Raw genomic sequence first — 15168 nt, 5'->3', positions numbered from 1 at the left:
CGACGCTTCCGCGCCCGTGAGGTCGGCTTCAACGGAAATTGCTTGAGACATTGGGGGACCGTGGGCTGTTGGGCGGTTCGCGATCCGTCGAAGTGGTCGGGGCCTGGCCGGCCTGTCCTTTCGGCGGATTGCGCCGCACCGCGCCGGCGTCGACCAATCCCTGCAGCGCGTTCTGCATCACCTCGACTGAGTTCGCGAACGACTCCACGGAAAAGATCAGCCTTTGCCGGAACACCTTCTTCGGCGCATTGTTGGCGTCGCGTTCGGTCGGCGAAAGGCTGACCAGATCGACACGGACGATCGATCCGCCAATGGTGATCTCTTCCACCCCGTCAGTATAGAGCTCGTCGTGCATCAAAGCCTCCAATGCTGCCAACTTCAGCCCCGCGTCGACCTGCAGCCAGGGGATCGACGCTGACGGTAGTCACGGACCTGGAGCGGCCGAGCGAGAACCGGGCTGTTGTTGCTTCGATATCCGTCCGGCATCCGCGGAAATGGCGGGAAGCCGAAAAGCTAGGCATCGGAGCCCTCAAACAAGCCGCATGGTTCCCCGTCTCAGCATCTCCAACACCCGAAATGACCAACCGGATACTCCGGCAATAAATAAAGATCGCAGCAAATTAAATGTCAATCGATTATGTCGCTATCACACGACATATATATTATCGCGGACATTACCTATCGCTGAATCTAGATTCGGGGAACCGCCACGCAGTTTCCGCTCAACCCATTTACGAACAAGCCTGTTTCCTGGCTGAATGAAGATTATACTACAGAGTAAGCCTTAATTCGCCTATGGCGGCCACGGACGAACCTCCCGCTCTCCGCGATTTTGCGGAGATGCTTGCGGAGATTACTCAAACGTCCCACACATTAAATAGCCGCGAAAAATACCCGCGAACGGCCACATTCAGCATCCGTAAATTAACCATCTTACATTTAATTTGAACAAACCACATTTTCCGGTATATTTATTAAGTGCAGGGCAGCACGGCGCCCGGCATTCGGCGGGCCATGCCAAAACTTACGCTGGCGGCGGCACGGCGGATTCACAGGTGGCGGAGGCGAACACCGAATGCTCCAGAGCAACATGCTGCAACCCGACAGGCTTCGCGCACCCGCCTACAACGATGTGGCCGAGAGCGGAGGGATCGGCGAACTCATTAATACCGCTCTTGCATTCCTGCGACGTCAGTACGTCGTGATCATTCTTGCAACCGTACTCGGCATGGCCGCGTGCCTGATCTATCTGCGGATCACGCCGCCGACCTATACCGCCCTGGTCCAGGTCATGCTCGAGAATAGCGCCAAGGCGCAATTCATCCGGCAACAATCGATCTTGGCTGAGCCGGCCTTCGACCGCAGTCTGTTCGAAACTCAGGTAGAGGTCCTCAAATCGAGAGGGCTGGCAGTCCAGATCATCACTCAGTTCAACCTTGCCGACGACCCCGATTTCAAGCCATCGCCGCGGTCATTGCCCTCTGTGCTTCAGCGAGTTCGTGCTGTATTTGGATTGTCTCCGCCGCAGGATCTGCAACCGCCTCCGCCGAGCGAGCCGCAGGATGGCCTCATCAGTGCGTTTCAGGGCCGCGTCTCAGTAAACCGGATCAGCTTCAGCGATCTGATCGAGATCGGCTACAGTTCGAGCGACCCAGTACGAGCGGCCGAGATCGCCAACGCGATCGCGAGCGTCTATCTTGCCGATCAGGAAAAAGCGAGGCAGGAGACAAATCGGCGGGCAAGGGAATGGATGCAGCAGAGGCTACAGGAGCTCGGAGAGCAGGCCCTCGTTGCTGAACGCGCGGTCAGTGCCTACAAGTCCAAGAACAACGTCATTTCCTCCGGGGGAAGGCCGATCGACGAGCAGCAGGTCTCGGACCTCAACGGCCGACTGGTCGCCGCGCGCGCGCAAACGTCCGAGGCGTTGGCGAAGTTGAACCGCTACGAGGCAATTCTGGAAGCCAACCCGGCGAACTCGCCATCGATCGGCAATTTGGATGCAGGGGGCGCGGATGCACTTAACAGCCCCATCATCACCAATCTTCGCCAGCAATATCTAGAGCTCGAACGGCGCGTCGCCGAGTGGGCGCCACGTTTTGGCCGCGACCACGCCGCGGTGGTAAACTTACGAAATCGGATGCGCGAGCTTCGCGGGTCGATCCTCGACGAGGTCAAGCGGTATGCGGAGACGAGCCGGAGCGAATTAGAGGTCGCCAAGCAGCGGCAGCAGGAGATTGAGAAGCGAATGGCGGAGGCTGTGGAGCAGTCGCGCACGACAAACCTGGCCGAGATCACAATACGCGAATTGGAAAGCAAGGCGAAAAGCTTGCGCAGCCTGCACGATACGTTCCTGCAGCGCTATGTGGGCTCGGCGCAGCAAGAAGGTTTTCCTATCGCGGAAGCGCGGGTGATGTATCCCGCGGTGCCGCCGCAGAGCAAGAGCAAACCGAAGGGATCAGTCATCATGATGATGGGTCTATTCGGCGGCCTTGGGCTGGGCTTGGGGCTCGGCCTGTTCAGGGAAATGATGGATCGCGTCTTCCGTACGTCCTCGCAGATCGAAACCACGCTGGGATTACCGTGCCTGTCGCTGGTGCCGGCATTGCGGGCCGAAAAGCGGTCGTCGACAGCAAAGGCAGCGTCATGGAACTCCGATCATGACATGCGGCAGCGAAAGATTTCCACTGGTTCGACATTTCACAGGACCATCATCGGCAAGCCATTATCTCGGTACGCCGAGTCGATCCGCGCCATCAAACTCGCTATAGACCTCAATCCCAGCAAAGCCTCCAATCAGGTGATTGGCATCACCTCGGCCTTGCCCAATGAGGGTAAGACAACGGTCGCAGCCTCGCTCGCCCAGCTCATCGCCCATAGCGGCAAGAGCGTCATCGTCGTCGATTGCGACCTCCGAAACCCATCGCTTTCCGCCAGCCTCGCCGCGAACGCCACTACAGGCATCGTAGACGTCGTCACCCAGGGGAAGCAGATCGAGGAGACGATCTGGCGCGATCCGAAAACCAATCTGGCATTCCTGCCTGCCATCAGCCGGACACCGGTGCTTCACACCAGCGAGATGCTGGCGGCGGATTCGATGCGCAAGCTGTTCGATCAGCTAAGATCGACGTATGACTACGTCATCGTCGATCTTCCGCCGCTGACCCCCCTGGTCGATGTGCGTTCGACGACAAGCTTCATCGACTGCTTCGTCCTGGTGGTGGAATGGGGACAGACGAAGGTCGACGTCGTCAAGCATGCGCTGCACACCGCCCCCAATATCCACGAGTGCCTCATCGGAGCGGTTCTCAACAAGACCGACATTAAGGCGATGTCTCGCTACGACACGCACCGCAGCGACTACTATCGCGACGATCATTATATCCGCTACGGGCTGACCGTCTCCAACTGAAGCGGATTCGATACCCTGTCGGGGATCGGGCGCCCCCGCCCCTCCCCGCCATGTTGCATATCGGCAACAAGCACCGGTTGCATTTCAGATTAACGCGATGATTCGCTGGCCTGAATCGCGTATTAATGTACCTTACCCCTACTGGGACGACTTGGGGATAATCACCATTATTGCGCTGCAAACATGTGGGAGGATCGTTGCTGGCCTCCTGGCGCTATCTTGTGCCGGGTGCATTATCACGCCTGGATCCGGCCCGCTGGCGACGGATGTCCGATCGGCGTCGGAAGGGCTTGAGCCTGCCACCCTCCCCTACGCCTTGGTTAAGCTGACGCCCGAGGTTGTCGAAGTCCTCGGCCGCTATACGCCAAGGCTGTCCTCGGCCTTTGCCGACAGGGCGCCGGCGAAGGCGTTCCGCTTCGGCGTGGGCGACACGGTGAGCATCACGATATTCGAATCCGCAGCCGGCGGCCTGTTTACATCGGACGCCGGCGTCCGCGCCGGCAACTTCGTTACGGTTCCAAACCAGGCGGTGGACGAGAAGGGATATATTGCCGTTCCGTACGCGGGCACGATCCGGGCGCTGGGCCGCACCCCATCGGAGATCCGTGACGAGGTCACGGATAAGCTCAAGGGCCGAGCCCTCGAGCCGCAGGTCGTCGTGGCTCTGGCCGAGCAGAACACGTCCTTGGTCAGCGTGCTTGGCGACGTGCGCAACGCCGGCCGCTTTCGTGCGAGTCCGTCCGCCGAGCGCATCATCGACACCATCGCGCGCGCCGGCGGACCTGCGACGCAAGGCTATGACATGTGGGTCTCGCTCGAGCGCAAGGGACACCGGGCTAGCGTCCCGTTCGGCGCATTGATGTACGAGCCTTCCAACAACATCTACGTGTTGCCGAACGACGTCATCTATCTCTACAGCCAACCGCAGACCTTCGTCGCGTTCGGTGCGTCCGGCCTGCAGGGGCAATTCAAGTTCGATGCGTGGCGCATCTCGCTAGCCGAGGCGGTAGGCAAGCAGGGCGGCATGAACGATGGATTGGCTGATCCGTCGTCGGTCTTCCTGTATCGGGGCGAGACGCGCGAGGTGGCCAAGGAAATGGGCGTCGATTGCAGGCCCTTTAAGGGTCCGATCATTCCTATAGTTTATCTGATCAATTTCCGCGATCCTTCGGGTTATTTCCTCGCTCAAACCTTTGAAATGCGGAACAAGGACGTCATCTACACGTCCAACTCTGCCACGGTCGAAACCACCAAGTTCCTGAATTTCGTGCGAACGGTCCTGGCCACGGCAAACGACCCGATCATCTACGCGACCAACGGCTACGCACTCAAGGCCGCCACCGCGGGCGGAACAAGCACGGTGATCACGACACCGACGCCAATTACTTCACCATCGGTCACAATTACACCAGCGATCACTCGGTGATTCGGCGGGCTTATGCCCGGCGACGCTGCCGGCACGGCATGATCTCCGGGAGGAGATCATGCGTCCATTACGCCGCTACCGCGCCGCTCCACATGGGCAGCGAGAAGCGCTATCGCGTGCCGCCCAAGCACCCGGATGCGCGCCCGGCGGCTACAGGAGCCGCTCCAGCGACGCGCGGGCCCAGAACGAGCGTCGCATTTAATTCATTTAATTTTGCAATTAATCGTTGCTCTATTTAATAGTTTATTATACATTAAATAATGGTTAAGACGGGCCACCCTTGATCATTTCAGCAAGCCATGAATTTCATAAGCCGCAACATTGCAGCGGACGTCCACGGCGAGTTTGCCGCTCGTAGCTTCAGTCCACCGCTGAAGTCAGAACGAAAATGGCCGATCCGCTATCGCTCCATTGAGTTGTTCGCGACCTGCAGCGACGTCGCGATCATCCTGATCGCCGGCATTCTTTCCACACTGCTTTACCGGCTGTATGCCGGCGCGACTGCAGCCGATGTCAGCAAGGCCGTAGGCTCCGCAATCGTCGTCGCGGCGCTCTACGTTTCCCTGCTGAAGATGCGAGGCATGTACAGGCCACCTGAGTTGCTCGCATTTCGCCGTCAAGTCCACGCCGTTTGCCTCTCCTGGATATTCGTGTTCGTTCTGCTCAGCGGAGCGGTCGGCGCCTTCAACATTGGCGCAGAACTCTCCCGCGGCGCCGGCATCGCCTTTGCCGTCGTCGGCCTGGCGATGCTGATCGGACATCGGGGCGTCATGAGAGCCCTGCTCTCGAAGGGCCTCAACGACCGGAAATTTTCCGGCGGCAATGTGGTGTTGATCACGGACCAGGCGCGATCGCAGGACACCGGGTTGGCGGAGGCGCTCACGGCACTGGGATTTCGCTTGGCTGGACATTTCAGCCTGCCTCGGCCCGGCGCCAGTTCAAGCTACCGCAGGCGACTTAGCGGCCTTGTCGTCCGGCATGCACGCGGCTTCGACATTGAACAGATCATTGTGGAAGCAGATCCGAACCGATGGTGCGAGTTGCGCGAGTTCGTGGCCGAGCTAAGAGTGTTGCCGTTTCCGGTCGTCTTCGTTCCGGTCGGGGCTGCATCGGAGATGTTCGCGCGACCGACCCGGGATCTCGGAAGCGCCATAGGCGTCGAGGTGCAGCGCGGGCCTCTCACCCCAATTGAATGCGCCGCCAAGCGAAGCATTGATCTGATCGGCGCTGGGATTTGCCTGATCATGTTGGCGCCGCTGCTGGCGCTCGTTGCCGTCATCATCAAGCTGGACTCGTCAGGCCCCGTCCTTTTCAGGCAGCAACGCTGCGGCTTCAACAGCCGGAGCTTTGCGATCTACAAGTTTCGCACCATGCGTGTGCTGGAGAACGGACCCTCGATCACCCAAGCCGGGCCCGCCGACAGTCGCGTGACCCGGATTGGCAAGTGGCTGCGCAGGACGAGCATAGACGAGCTGCCGCAGCTCCTGAATGTCCTGGAAGGGAGCATGTCCCTGATCGGACCGCGACCGCATGCGATGGCGCACGACAGTCAATTCGACGAGGCGGTCCAGCACTACGCGTTCCGCCGGCGGGTCAAGCCCGGGCTCACCGGTTGGGCTCAGATCCATGGTTGCCGCGGCCCGACGCCCACGAGGACCCTGATCGAGCAACGGGTCGAATTCGACCTGTGGTACATCGACAACTGGAGTCTACGACTGGATCTCGCAATTCTGCTCCGGACCCCAATGGAAGTATTGCGCGCGCGCAACGCCTTTTGACCGTATTCGGTTCTGATCGCATCAGAACCGACGCTGTTGGCACGTTTTTCCTTCACACCAGCAGGTATCCACGTCGCCCGGAAACGCTCCAGGGGTCGGATCGAAGCCGCCCTCGGCAATGGGGCACCAATGAACGAACGCAAGACGGTTAAGCCCGGATGGCATGGCTCGCATGCTGTCCAAGCTGTCGTCCGTCGACCAGATATCGAGGATTTGCGATCCTGGACTTCGTCGAGGATCAGGCGCGCTGCCGGCCCTTCGAACCGCTCTCGCTGATCCGAAACTCTTCGATTTTCTTTCCTGATTTCATCGCGGCGACAAGCCACCGAGGCAGCTTGCCACGGCCCGACCAGGTCTCGGAAGTCTTCGGATTACGGTATTTCGGCAGTACTCTCGGATACTTCCGCCGCGGCTTCCCGCCCTGGAGCGCGCGCGCATCGTCCGACTCACGCGCGCCACTCACACCCCTGCTAAGAACCGCCAGCCGCTTCTCAAGTTCGCGCTTTTCCGCTTCGATCCGGGCCGACAATATCGCGCTGATCTCTTCATGAAGTGACCAGAGATCATCTAAAGACATGGACTTTAGTTCGATTTCTTTCGCCGACATGGTCGTCCCGCAGTTCCGCCTTAATAATCGGCTGTCATATGGCCTCGTTCATTATTAATCAAGGGGAATACCAAAAAGTTCCCCGGCAAGTTCTGGATAAATCCGCCGTGCATACATTTATGTACCCACAGCCTATTCCAGAAGCTGCAACAGCCCAAGGGAACTCGCAATAAGATATGTTACCAAATTTGAAGAGGCTACACGGCGCAGGACTCGCGCAGGCCCCTGGCGCGGAATGCCGGCGCCTGGCGCAATCGCCTCCCATCCCTCTTACGCAGGCTCGGGATAACGCGCTTGCTTCTCCGCCGCATGAGCGGCCGTAGCCGGCAGCGAATTACCTCGATATCCCTCAGGGCGAGACGTCGAAGCTCGATCTGGGCCTGCAAGGCGCGAATGTCCCGCAGGGCGGCGGAGGGGACGACAAAGCGACTGACGGTCTCATGAAGATGGCAGAGGGGAAGCTCAATACGGTCCATTTCTCAAACCCTTACAATACCAACTTAAACCACATTTCCGCACAATTATTTATTTATTTAAACTCCGTAGATCGTCTGAAATTCCGCTATAGCTTGCCAATAAAAAACGAATTATCAAGCATTAAATAAATCATTGGATATAATATTTATGTCACATATAATGTCTTCCATTCACGTCGGCGCTCAGCGCTTTTTATCGCCTGAGCAGAGAGTGTGTTTTGTAGAGAAATTGCCTCCGCTCAGGCTCAAATTGGTCGCGAGAGCACGATGCGCAAATCCGATTTAGAGACTATGACTTTCGACGAGCTCTGGCTCCTCCACGAAGAGATCACGAAGATTTTGTCGGAGAGAATCACGGCAGAGAAGCTCGAGCTGGAGAAACGCCTGGCTCAACTTAATCCGCCCGAGCCGATGCAGGATAATGCAGGTTCCGAGCCGGGCGCCGAACGGCCGCGCCGCAGATATCCACGGGTGCCGCCGAAATACTGCAACCCGATGGAGCCAACCGAAACCTGGTCCGGTCGCGGCAAGCAACCCCGATGGCTCGTCGCCGCGCTGCAGTCCGGGCGCAAGCTGGAGGAGTTCAGGATCGAGAACAGCGAGAAGGCGACGGACGACAACGCTCACCGCTCCTGAGCGCGTCGTTCGCCGAGATATCTTAGCTGTGCAACTGAACAGGCGCCGCGCCGCGTGTATACTCGAGATGTCTGGCGAGACTGGTACGGATGCCCGAAATCTCACCCAGAAGAACGTCGCAGAGTTGAATTCGGGAGGCAATGACGGTTGGGTTGGCTCCCTCACCATTTAAAAGATGAAGCTGAATTTGCGCCTGCTTGATCGCGTTAAGGGAATCCCAAAGGACGCAATCACTCGACTTATAAATATTTCTCATTATTGACCCCCTCACCCAAACAAATGACCGGTGGTCGGCAATCGTCACTTTCGTTAGTCGGCGATCATCGATGATGGTTCATCCCGCCTGCGACAATTTTACGCATGAAAATTCATCGCATGTCTCGCAAACTTCCGCCCGGAAATTCGACGGCCGGACGAAAGACTAACTCGCGTCCGCTTTAAACAGTTTAAATCGAGCCACGAAACGAAGCAACTTAAATCGGGCGCGACGCGAAGCGTCCTTACCTCTTTTCTCAAATCGAACTAAACACTTCCCGCATATGCGAGCGAGATCTCTGTGTGGCTGGCTTGCAATAGTCGACTCTCGCTCGCGGATAAAAGTATAGCGCCGATGCTGCAGTGCGCTCCTGCCAGTCTATCCGGCGGCGCGACCATCCCGAGAACAGTGACTGGTTTCGTCGCCCGCTGAATGCACCCCGCGTGGAAGCGACGAATTCGCCGCGCGAGTGTTGCGGTGGGGGAACGCTCGGCTCATACGCGGGCGAGCCGGACGACGTATGACCGTTGGCCGGAAAGCCCCACAGACGGCAACGATGGGAAATGCGCCTCCGGACCCTATCGCAGGTCACCGCCTTCAAGCGCGTCAGGGGTACGTCTCGCTGGAAAGAACGCCTTGTCCAGGTCGGACTTGAGCGAATCACATTTGCTGGCAAGGCGTCGAAGGTTACCCAACGTGCCCCGGGGCGCATCGCAATGGCCACACCGGATCGGGGTCGAGGACGGAGCCCCCTCAGCAAGGTCAATCCGAATGCTCAGTGAGTTGCAATTGTCGCAAACTAGCTTGAACTCGGCATGACGATCCATCGACGGCTCCCGGTCTAAATCTCTCTGAAATCGGATCAGCAAAATTCAATAAGCAGAACTTGGCTGGGAAGCCGCGCGTTCGCGTTGTGCGTCCCCGAGGGCTCGAGGCCCAGACCGGGATTATTATATTATTTATTTTTCTTCGTCTCATTTATTATTAAGCATTTAATTATGGATCGGTCCGCATCCAAACATTCTCGATGATGCAGGACCCTCACGAATTTAATCCAGCGCAAAATAGGAGCGGATAACGCATTTGTGTATTACACGCACACCGCTCAGGTTGAGGATATGTCGTTATACACGTTGATTTAATTGTGATTTTTTGCGGCAAATTTACCGCTCGACTAATGGGTAAAATAATATTAAATACCTTATTTAATTTCATAGCCGACCTATCGCGTTGGGGCTAGCGGGAAAGTGCCATGGTCGCGGCAACCACTGCAAAGACGAGCCTGCAGTCACGGCCGGGTGCCGTGTCGAGAAGCATGAGCTCTCGAGCCGCCACGCGCCCTGTCGCGGTCCCACGATCCCCATCGGCACGGCCGCGCGGTACCGCGATGGCGCTCGGTCCCCTGACATTGAAGCCGCCGCTCCGAGGCCTTTCCGATCTCGACGGCTGCCCCCTCGATCGGTTTTTTCAGGCTTATTCCCCCTCTTTCTCGAGGACACAGATATGACGAAGGCTTTTGAGGAAGCTTCTGGTTGGAGCCGTGTCGCTCTCGGATTGCAGAATTGGCAACGCGTCCTCCCGCGCGGGAAGAAACCGGAAACCGAAGCATCCATTGCGGGAGACGAAAACTGGTTCTTGTCTTTGGCAGCGCTGCGGTCGCCGGAAACGTCGGCGAACGCCCATGCGCTCATAGCGCCTCTGTCCCTTGGAGCGGCGAAGGCCGAACTCGCTGCGTCGGCGGCAACAAGCCCCACCTCTGTCTCCGCGACGGCTGAAGCCGCAACGTCAAATCCCGTCGTGATCCTCGGCGGCACCCCTTCGCCGGCCGTTGCCGCGGGTATCACCGGATCCATGCTCCCCACGACCCCCGCAGTGGCCACCCCGGCCAGTGCACCGCTTTGCTGCGGTTCGTGCGGCTACATCAATTGCCCAACCCAGGCGATGAGTCAGGGCAACACCAACGGGACGCAGTTGGCTGGTCAGATGGTGCATAGCGGGGGATCCGGAGCCGATTTCGTGCCGACCGACAAGGCCGGACTCATCGGCAGTTCCACAAGCGCCGCCATGTCGACGCAGGATGTGGCACCAGTGGCGAACTGGACGCAGCTCCCTGGCGGCGGAGAGACCGCCAGCGGCACCACAATGACCGGCCAGATCGGGATTCTGGGCGGCTCGGTCATAACCGCCACGCCGCAAGTCGCGCCGGCGGCATCACCCGGCCTCCGAGCGGCCGCCGCGACAACGACCACCACGGCTGCTGCGACAACGAACGCCACGGCTGCTGCGACATCAACCAACCCGATCGTCCTCGAAAATCAAAAGCAAGGAAATCCCGAAAGCGAGTGGGGCATCGACGGCGCGGGCGACTCGAACATCGAGGGCTTCGCCACGGACATCAGCGTCAATCACGGCACGACGGTCAGCTTCAAGATCAATACCAATTCGACGCACTACAGGATCGATATCTACCGCCTCGGATATTATGGAGGCATGGGTGCCCGAAAGGTCGGGACGATAGATCATACCGGCTTGCAGAATCAGCCCGCGCCCTTGCGGGACAATACGACGGGACTGGTCGACGCTGGCAACTGGTCCGTCTCGGCGAGTTGGGACGTTCCCGCGGATGCTGTGTCGGGCGTCTATATCGCAAAGCTCACGCGGCTGGATGGAACGTCTGGCGAGAATCAAATCCCCTTCATCGTGCGGGACGACAGCAGCCACAGCGATGTCGTATTTCAAACCTCTGACGAGACCTGGCAGGCTTACAATGGATGGGGCGGAGCCAATTTCTACGGCGGCAACGGACCTGCGACGGGCCAAGGCGCCGGCCGCGCCTACGCGGTAAGCTACAATCGCCCGATCGACACACGGGGTGGCGTGGGGACGTTTGCCGGGCCGCAGGATTATCTGTTCGGCGCCGAATACGCAGGCATCTACTGGCTGGAGCAGAACGGTTACGATGTCTCCTACATGGCGGGAGTTGACGCCGATCGTTTCGGCAGTCTGCTGCTCAACCATAAAGCCTATGTCGATGCCGGCCACGACGAATACTGGTCAGGTCAGCAGCGTACCAATGTCGAGGCCGCGCGCGATGCCGGCGTCAACCTGATGTTCTGGAGCGGCAACGAAGTTTACTGGCGCACCCGCTGGGGCAACAGCATCAGCAGCGACGCGAGCGCTTATCGCACGTTGATTTCCTACAAGGAGACATGGGCGAACGCCTCGATCGATCCCACCGACCAATGGACAGGCACTTTCCGCGACCCGCGTTTCAGCCCGCCGGCGATCGGCGGCGGCAACCCGGAGAACTCGCTCACTGGACAGCTTTTCGACGTCGATGACGTCGGTACCAACCTGCAGTCGATCCAAATCCCGTACGACGACGCCAATTTGCGCTTCTGGCGCAACACCAGTATTGCCAATCTGCAGCCTGGTCAGACCGCGTCGCTGGTCCAGAACTATCTCGGCTATGAGTGGGACGACGCGGTTGACAACGGGTTTGATCCCGCGGGCCTGGTGCGGCTCTCCTCGACGACCCTGCCCGTAAGCAGCTATTTGCTCGATTACGGCAACACGACTGGCAATGGCATCTCGACGCACAGCCTCACGCTCTATCGTGCTGCGAGCGGCGCGTTGGTCTTCGGTGCCGGGACCGTCTTTTGGCCCTGGGCCCTGAGCGACAATCACGACCTGCAGTCGACGCCGACCGATTCGCGCGCGCAACAGGCGATGGTCAACACGCTCGCCGACATGGGCGTTCAGCCGGGCACGCTTCAATCGGGGCTCGTCGCTGCCACCGCCTCGACAGACCACACGCCGCCGACCTCCACGATCACCCCGCTCGGATCCGTTACTGCAGGAACCATTGTCACGATCTCCGGCACGGCCGCGGATCTCGGGGGCGGCGTGATCGCCAGCGTCGAAGTCTCGACTGACAATGGCGCGACCTGGCATCCGGCCACCGGCGACGAGAACTGGACCTATTCCTGGTCGCCACCGGTCAGCGGCACCTACACCATCCTCTCGCGCGCGGTCGACGACAGCATCAATCTCGAAACGCCTTCGACCGGCCGCACCGTTACCGTCGGGGCGCCGAATTACGTCTCGCTGTTCTCACCATTAGCAACCCCCGCCGTCGTGAACACCACGGACGCGAGCGCGGTCGAACTCGGGGTGAGGTTTCAGGCTTCGGTCGCGGGCACCGTAACCGGCGTGCGGTTCTACAAGAGTAGCCAGGACACAGGCACCCACACCGGCGAACTCTGGTCAAGCACCGGCGTCAAGCTTGCGACCGTCACCTTCACCAACGAGACGGCGAGCGGCTGGCAGAGTGCGATCTTCTCCACTCCGATCACGTTGACGCCTGGACAAATCTATACCGTCTCCTATCACACCAACACCGGCCACTATTCCAACACGAATAACTTCTTCACCGCTGACGTAATCAACGGACCGCTGACCGCTCCCGCCAGCGGCAATGGCGTCTTTGCCTACGGCAGCACCAGCCTGTTCCCGACGAGCACGTTCCAGGCGACGAACTTCTGGGTTGACGTCATGTTCAACCCCTCCTCGGGTAACACCAACGTGCCGCCGGTGGCGGCAAACGACGTCGGGCCGAACGTGACGCAAAACACGGCGGTTACGATTACCGCCGCGTCCCTGATCAGCAATGACAGCGATGCCAATGGTGATCCTCTGACCATCACCGCGGTGAGCGGTGCCAGCCACGGGACCGTCACGCTCAACGTGCAGAGCAATCCGCAAAACAACACCATCACCTTCACGCCCGACGCGGGCTATACCGGCAACGCGAGCTTCACCTACACGGTTTCGGACGGCCGCGGCGGCACGGCTACCGCCAATGTCAGCCTCACCGTGCTGGCACCAGGGCAAACGCCGGTGAGCCTGTTCAGCGCATCGAGCACACCCGGCGGCAGCTTCCATGACGGCTCGGCGCTTGAAGTCGGCGTGAAGTTCACCACCTCCGTGGCTGGTCAGATCACCGCGCTCAGATTCTACCGCAGTGCTACCGACACCGGTCCTGACGTTCTCGACCTTTGGAGTGCGACCGGCGTCAATCTGGCAACAGTCACCTTCACCAATACTACGGCCAGCGGCTGGCAGACGGTTGCACTGCCGACGCCCGTCACCCTCACCGCCAACACGACGTACGTCGCCTCCTATCACACCACCGGCGCCTATGTTGCGACCAACAACTTCTTCACAAGCGCCGTCACCAACGGGCCGCTGACGGCGACCGCCGGCGGCAACGGCGTCTACTCCTATGGCGGCACCAACACCACCGGCATCTTCCCCACCAGCACCTGGAACGCCTCCAATTACTGGGCCGATGTCGTGTTCATTCCGTCCGGATCGGGTGGCGGGTCGAACACCGCGCCGACGGCTGTCGCTGACGTCGCCAACGCGACCGAGAAAGGCGGCGTAGCCAACGGTTCAGGCGGCTCGTCCGCCACTGGCAACGTCCTTACCAACGACACCGATCCTGATGCCGGCGACACCAAGACCGTCACCGCGGTCAGCTTTGGTGCGACAACGGGCACGCTCGGCACCGCGCTCGCCGGCGCGCACGGCAGCCTCGTGCTCAATGCCAACGGTACGTTCACCTATACCATCAGCGAGAATGATTCCGCCGTGCAGGCGTTGCGGCTGTCGACGAACACGGTGACCGACACCTTCAGCTACACCATGCGTGACACCGCCGGCCTCACCTCGACCACCACGCTCACCATCACCATTCACGGCGCTGATGACGCACCGGTGCTCGCGACCCAGACCGCCAACCAGAACGCGACCGTCGGCTCGTCGTTCTCGCTGGTGCTGCCCGCCAACACCTTCACTGACGTCGACGCCGGCGACACCCTGACCTATGCGGCCACGTCCGCCGATGGCACCGCCCTGCCCACCTGGCTCTCATTCAACGCGTCCACACGCAGCTTCAGCGGCACGCCGGCGGCCGCCAATGTCGGCACCGCCAGCATCAAGGTGACAGCTACCGATCTTGCGGGCGCTGCCACCAGCGAGACTTTCAATATCGCCGTGTCCACCACGCCCCCGCCTGCACCGGTCAGCCTGTTCAGCGCATCCAGCACGCCAGCGGGGAATTTCAATGACGGCCAGCAGGTTGAACTTGGGGTGAAGTTCACCTCTTCGGTCGCCGGCCAGATTACCGCGCTCAAATTCTACCGGAGCGCCAACGACACCGGCCCGGATGTCGTCGACCTCTGGAGCGCCACCGGCACCAGGCTGGCGACCGCCACCTTCACCAACACGACGGCGAGCGGCTGGCAGACGGTTCAGCTTCCGACGCCTGTCTCTATCAACGCCAACACGACTTACATCGCGTCCTATCACACCACCGGTGCGTATGTGGCGAACGGCGGCGGCTTCAGTTCTCCCGTCACTAGCGGGCCGCTGACGGCGCCCTCGAGTGCGAGCGCGGGCGGCAACGGCGTCTATGGCTATGGCGGCAACAGCACGACCGGGCTATTCCCGACCAATTCGTTCAACTCGGCCAATTACTGGGCGGACGTTGTGTTCCAACCACAACTGGTCGGCTAGG

Annotated in this window: 7 protein-coding genes; 5 read left to right on the top strand and 2 right to left on the bottom strand. The window is 59.8% G+C overall.

Annotation, left to right across the window (positions count from 1 at the left end):
• Positions 1-28: 28 nt before the first annotated feature.
• Positions 29-355, bottom strand: coding sequence for a hypothetical protein (locus OZ411_RS00810; protein WP_130576743.1), 327 nt, complete (start codon positions 353-355; stop codon positions 29-31).
• A 720-nt stretch (positions 356-1075) separates the two neighbouring features.
• Between OZ411_RS00810 and OZ411_RS00805 the strand changes: the two genes are divergently transcribed.
• From OZ411_RS00805 to OZ411_RS00795, 3 genes are all read left to right on the top strand, one after another.
• Complete coding sequence (locus tag OZ411_RS00805; RefSeq protein WP_282526381.1) at positions 1076-3409, top strand: polysaccharide biosynthesis tyrosine autokinase; 2334 nt, start codon at positions 1076-1078, stop codon at positions 3407-3409.
• Between the two features lie 97 nt (positions 3410-3506).
• Positions 3507-4835, top strand: coding sequence for a polysaccharide biosynthesis/export family protein (locus tag OZ411_RS00800; RefSeq protein WP_130576745.1), 1329 nt, complete (start codon positions 3507-3509; stop codon positions 4833-4835).
• 299 nt (positions 4836-5134) lie between these two features.
• Entirely contained in the window at positions 5135-6613 is a 1479-nt protein-coding gene (locus tag OZ411_RS00795; protein ID WP_130576747.1) for an exopolysaccharide biosynthesis polyprenyl glycosylphosphotransferase, read from the top strand.
• Positions 6614-6851: 238 nt separating this feature from the next.
• Here the strand turns inward: OZ411_RS00795 and OZ411_RS00790 are convergent, their stop codons facing one another.
• Positions 6852-7220: an H-NS histone family protein gene (locus OZ411_RS00790; protein WP_130576749.1), complete on the bottom strand. Its 369-nt coding sequence runs from the start codon at positions 7218-7220 to the stop codon at positions 6852-6854.
• Between the two features lie 743 nt (positions 7221-7963).
• On the opposite strand from OZ411_RS00790, the gene OZ411_RS00785 reads away from it, so the two are divergent.
• Together OZ411_RS00785 and OZ411_RS00780 are read left to right on the top strand one after the other, a co-directional pair.
• Positions 7964-8332, top strand: a complete 369-nt coding sequence (locus OZ411_RS00785; RefSeq protein ID WP_130576751.1) for an H-NS histone family protein — start codon at positions 7964-7966, stop codon at positions 8330-8332.
• Positions 8333-10604: 2272 nt separating this feature from the next.
• Positions 10605-15167 carry a DUF4082 domain-containing protein gene (locus OZ411_RS00780; protein WP_282526380.1) on the top strand — a complete coding sequence of 1521 codons (4563 nt, stop codon included), beginning with the start codon at positions 10605-10607 and terminating at the stop codon, positions 15165-15167.
• Position 15168 lies beyond the last annotated feature (1 nt).

It is taken from the genome of Bradyrhizobium sp. Arg237L (assembly GCF_029990105.1).
Classification (GTDB): domain Bacteria; phylum Pseudomonadota; class Alphaproteobacteria; order Rhizobiales; family Xanthobacteraceae; genus Bradyrhizobium.
The sequence above is the reverse complement of the archived record's forward strand: the minus strand, read 5'-3'. Positions and strand labels throughout refer to the sequence as shown.

Coding starts and splice junctions, on each gene's coding strand:
- OZ411_RS00810 (WP_130576743.1), bottom strand. CDS start 355: ATGCACGACGAGCTCTATACTGACGGGGTGGAAGAGATCACCATTGGC.
- OZ411_RS00805 (WP_282526381.1), top strand. CDS start 1,076: ATGCTCCAGAGCAACATGCTGCAACCCGACAGGCTTCGCGCACCCGCC.
- OZ411_RS00800 (WP_130576745.1), top strand. CDS start 3,507: ATGATTCGCTGGCCTGAATCGCGTATTAATGTACCTTACCCCTACTGG.
- OZ411_RS00795 (WP_130576747.1), top strand. CDS start 5,135: ATGAATTTCATAAGCCGCAACATTGCAGCGGACGTCCACGGCGAGTTT.
- OZ411_RS00790 (WP_130576749.1), bottom strand. CDS start 7,220: ATGTCGGCGAAAGAAATCGAACTAAAGTCCATGTCTTTAGATGATCTC.
- OZ411_RS00785 (WP_130576751.1), top strand. CDS start 7,964: ATGCGCAAATCCGATTTAGAGACTATGACTTTCGACGAGCTCTGGCTC.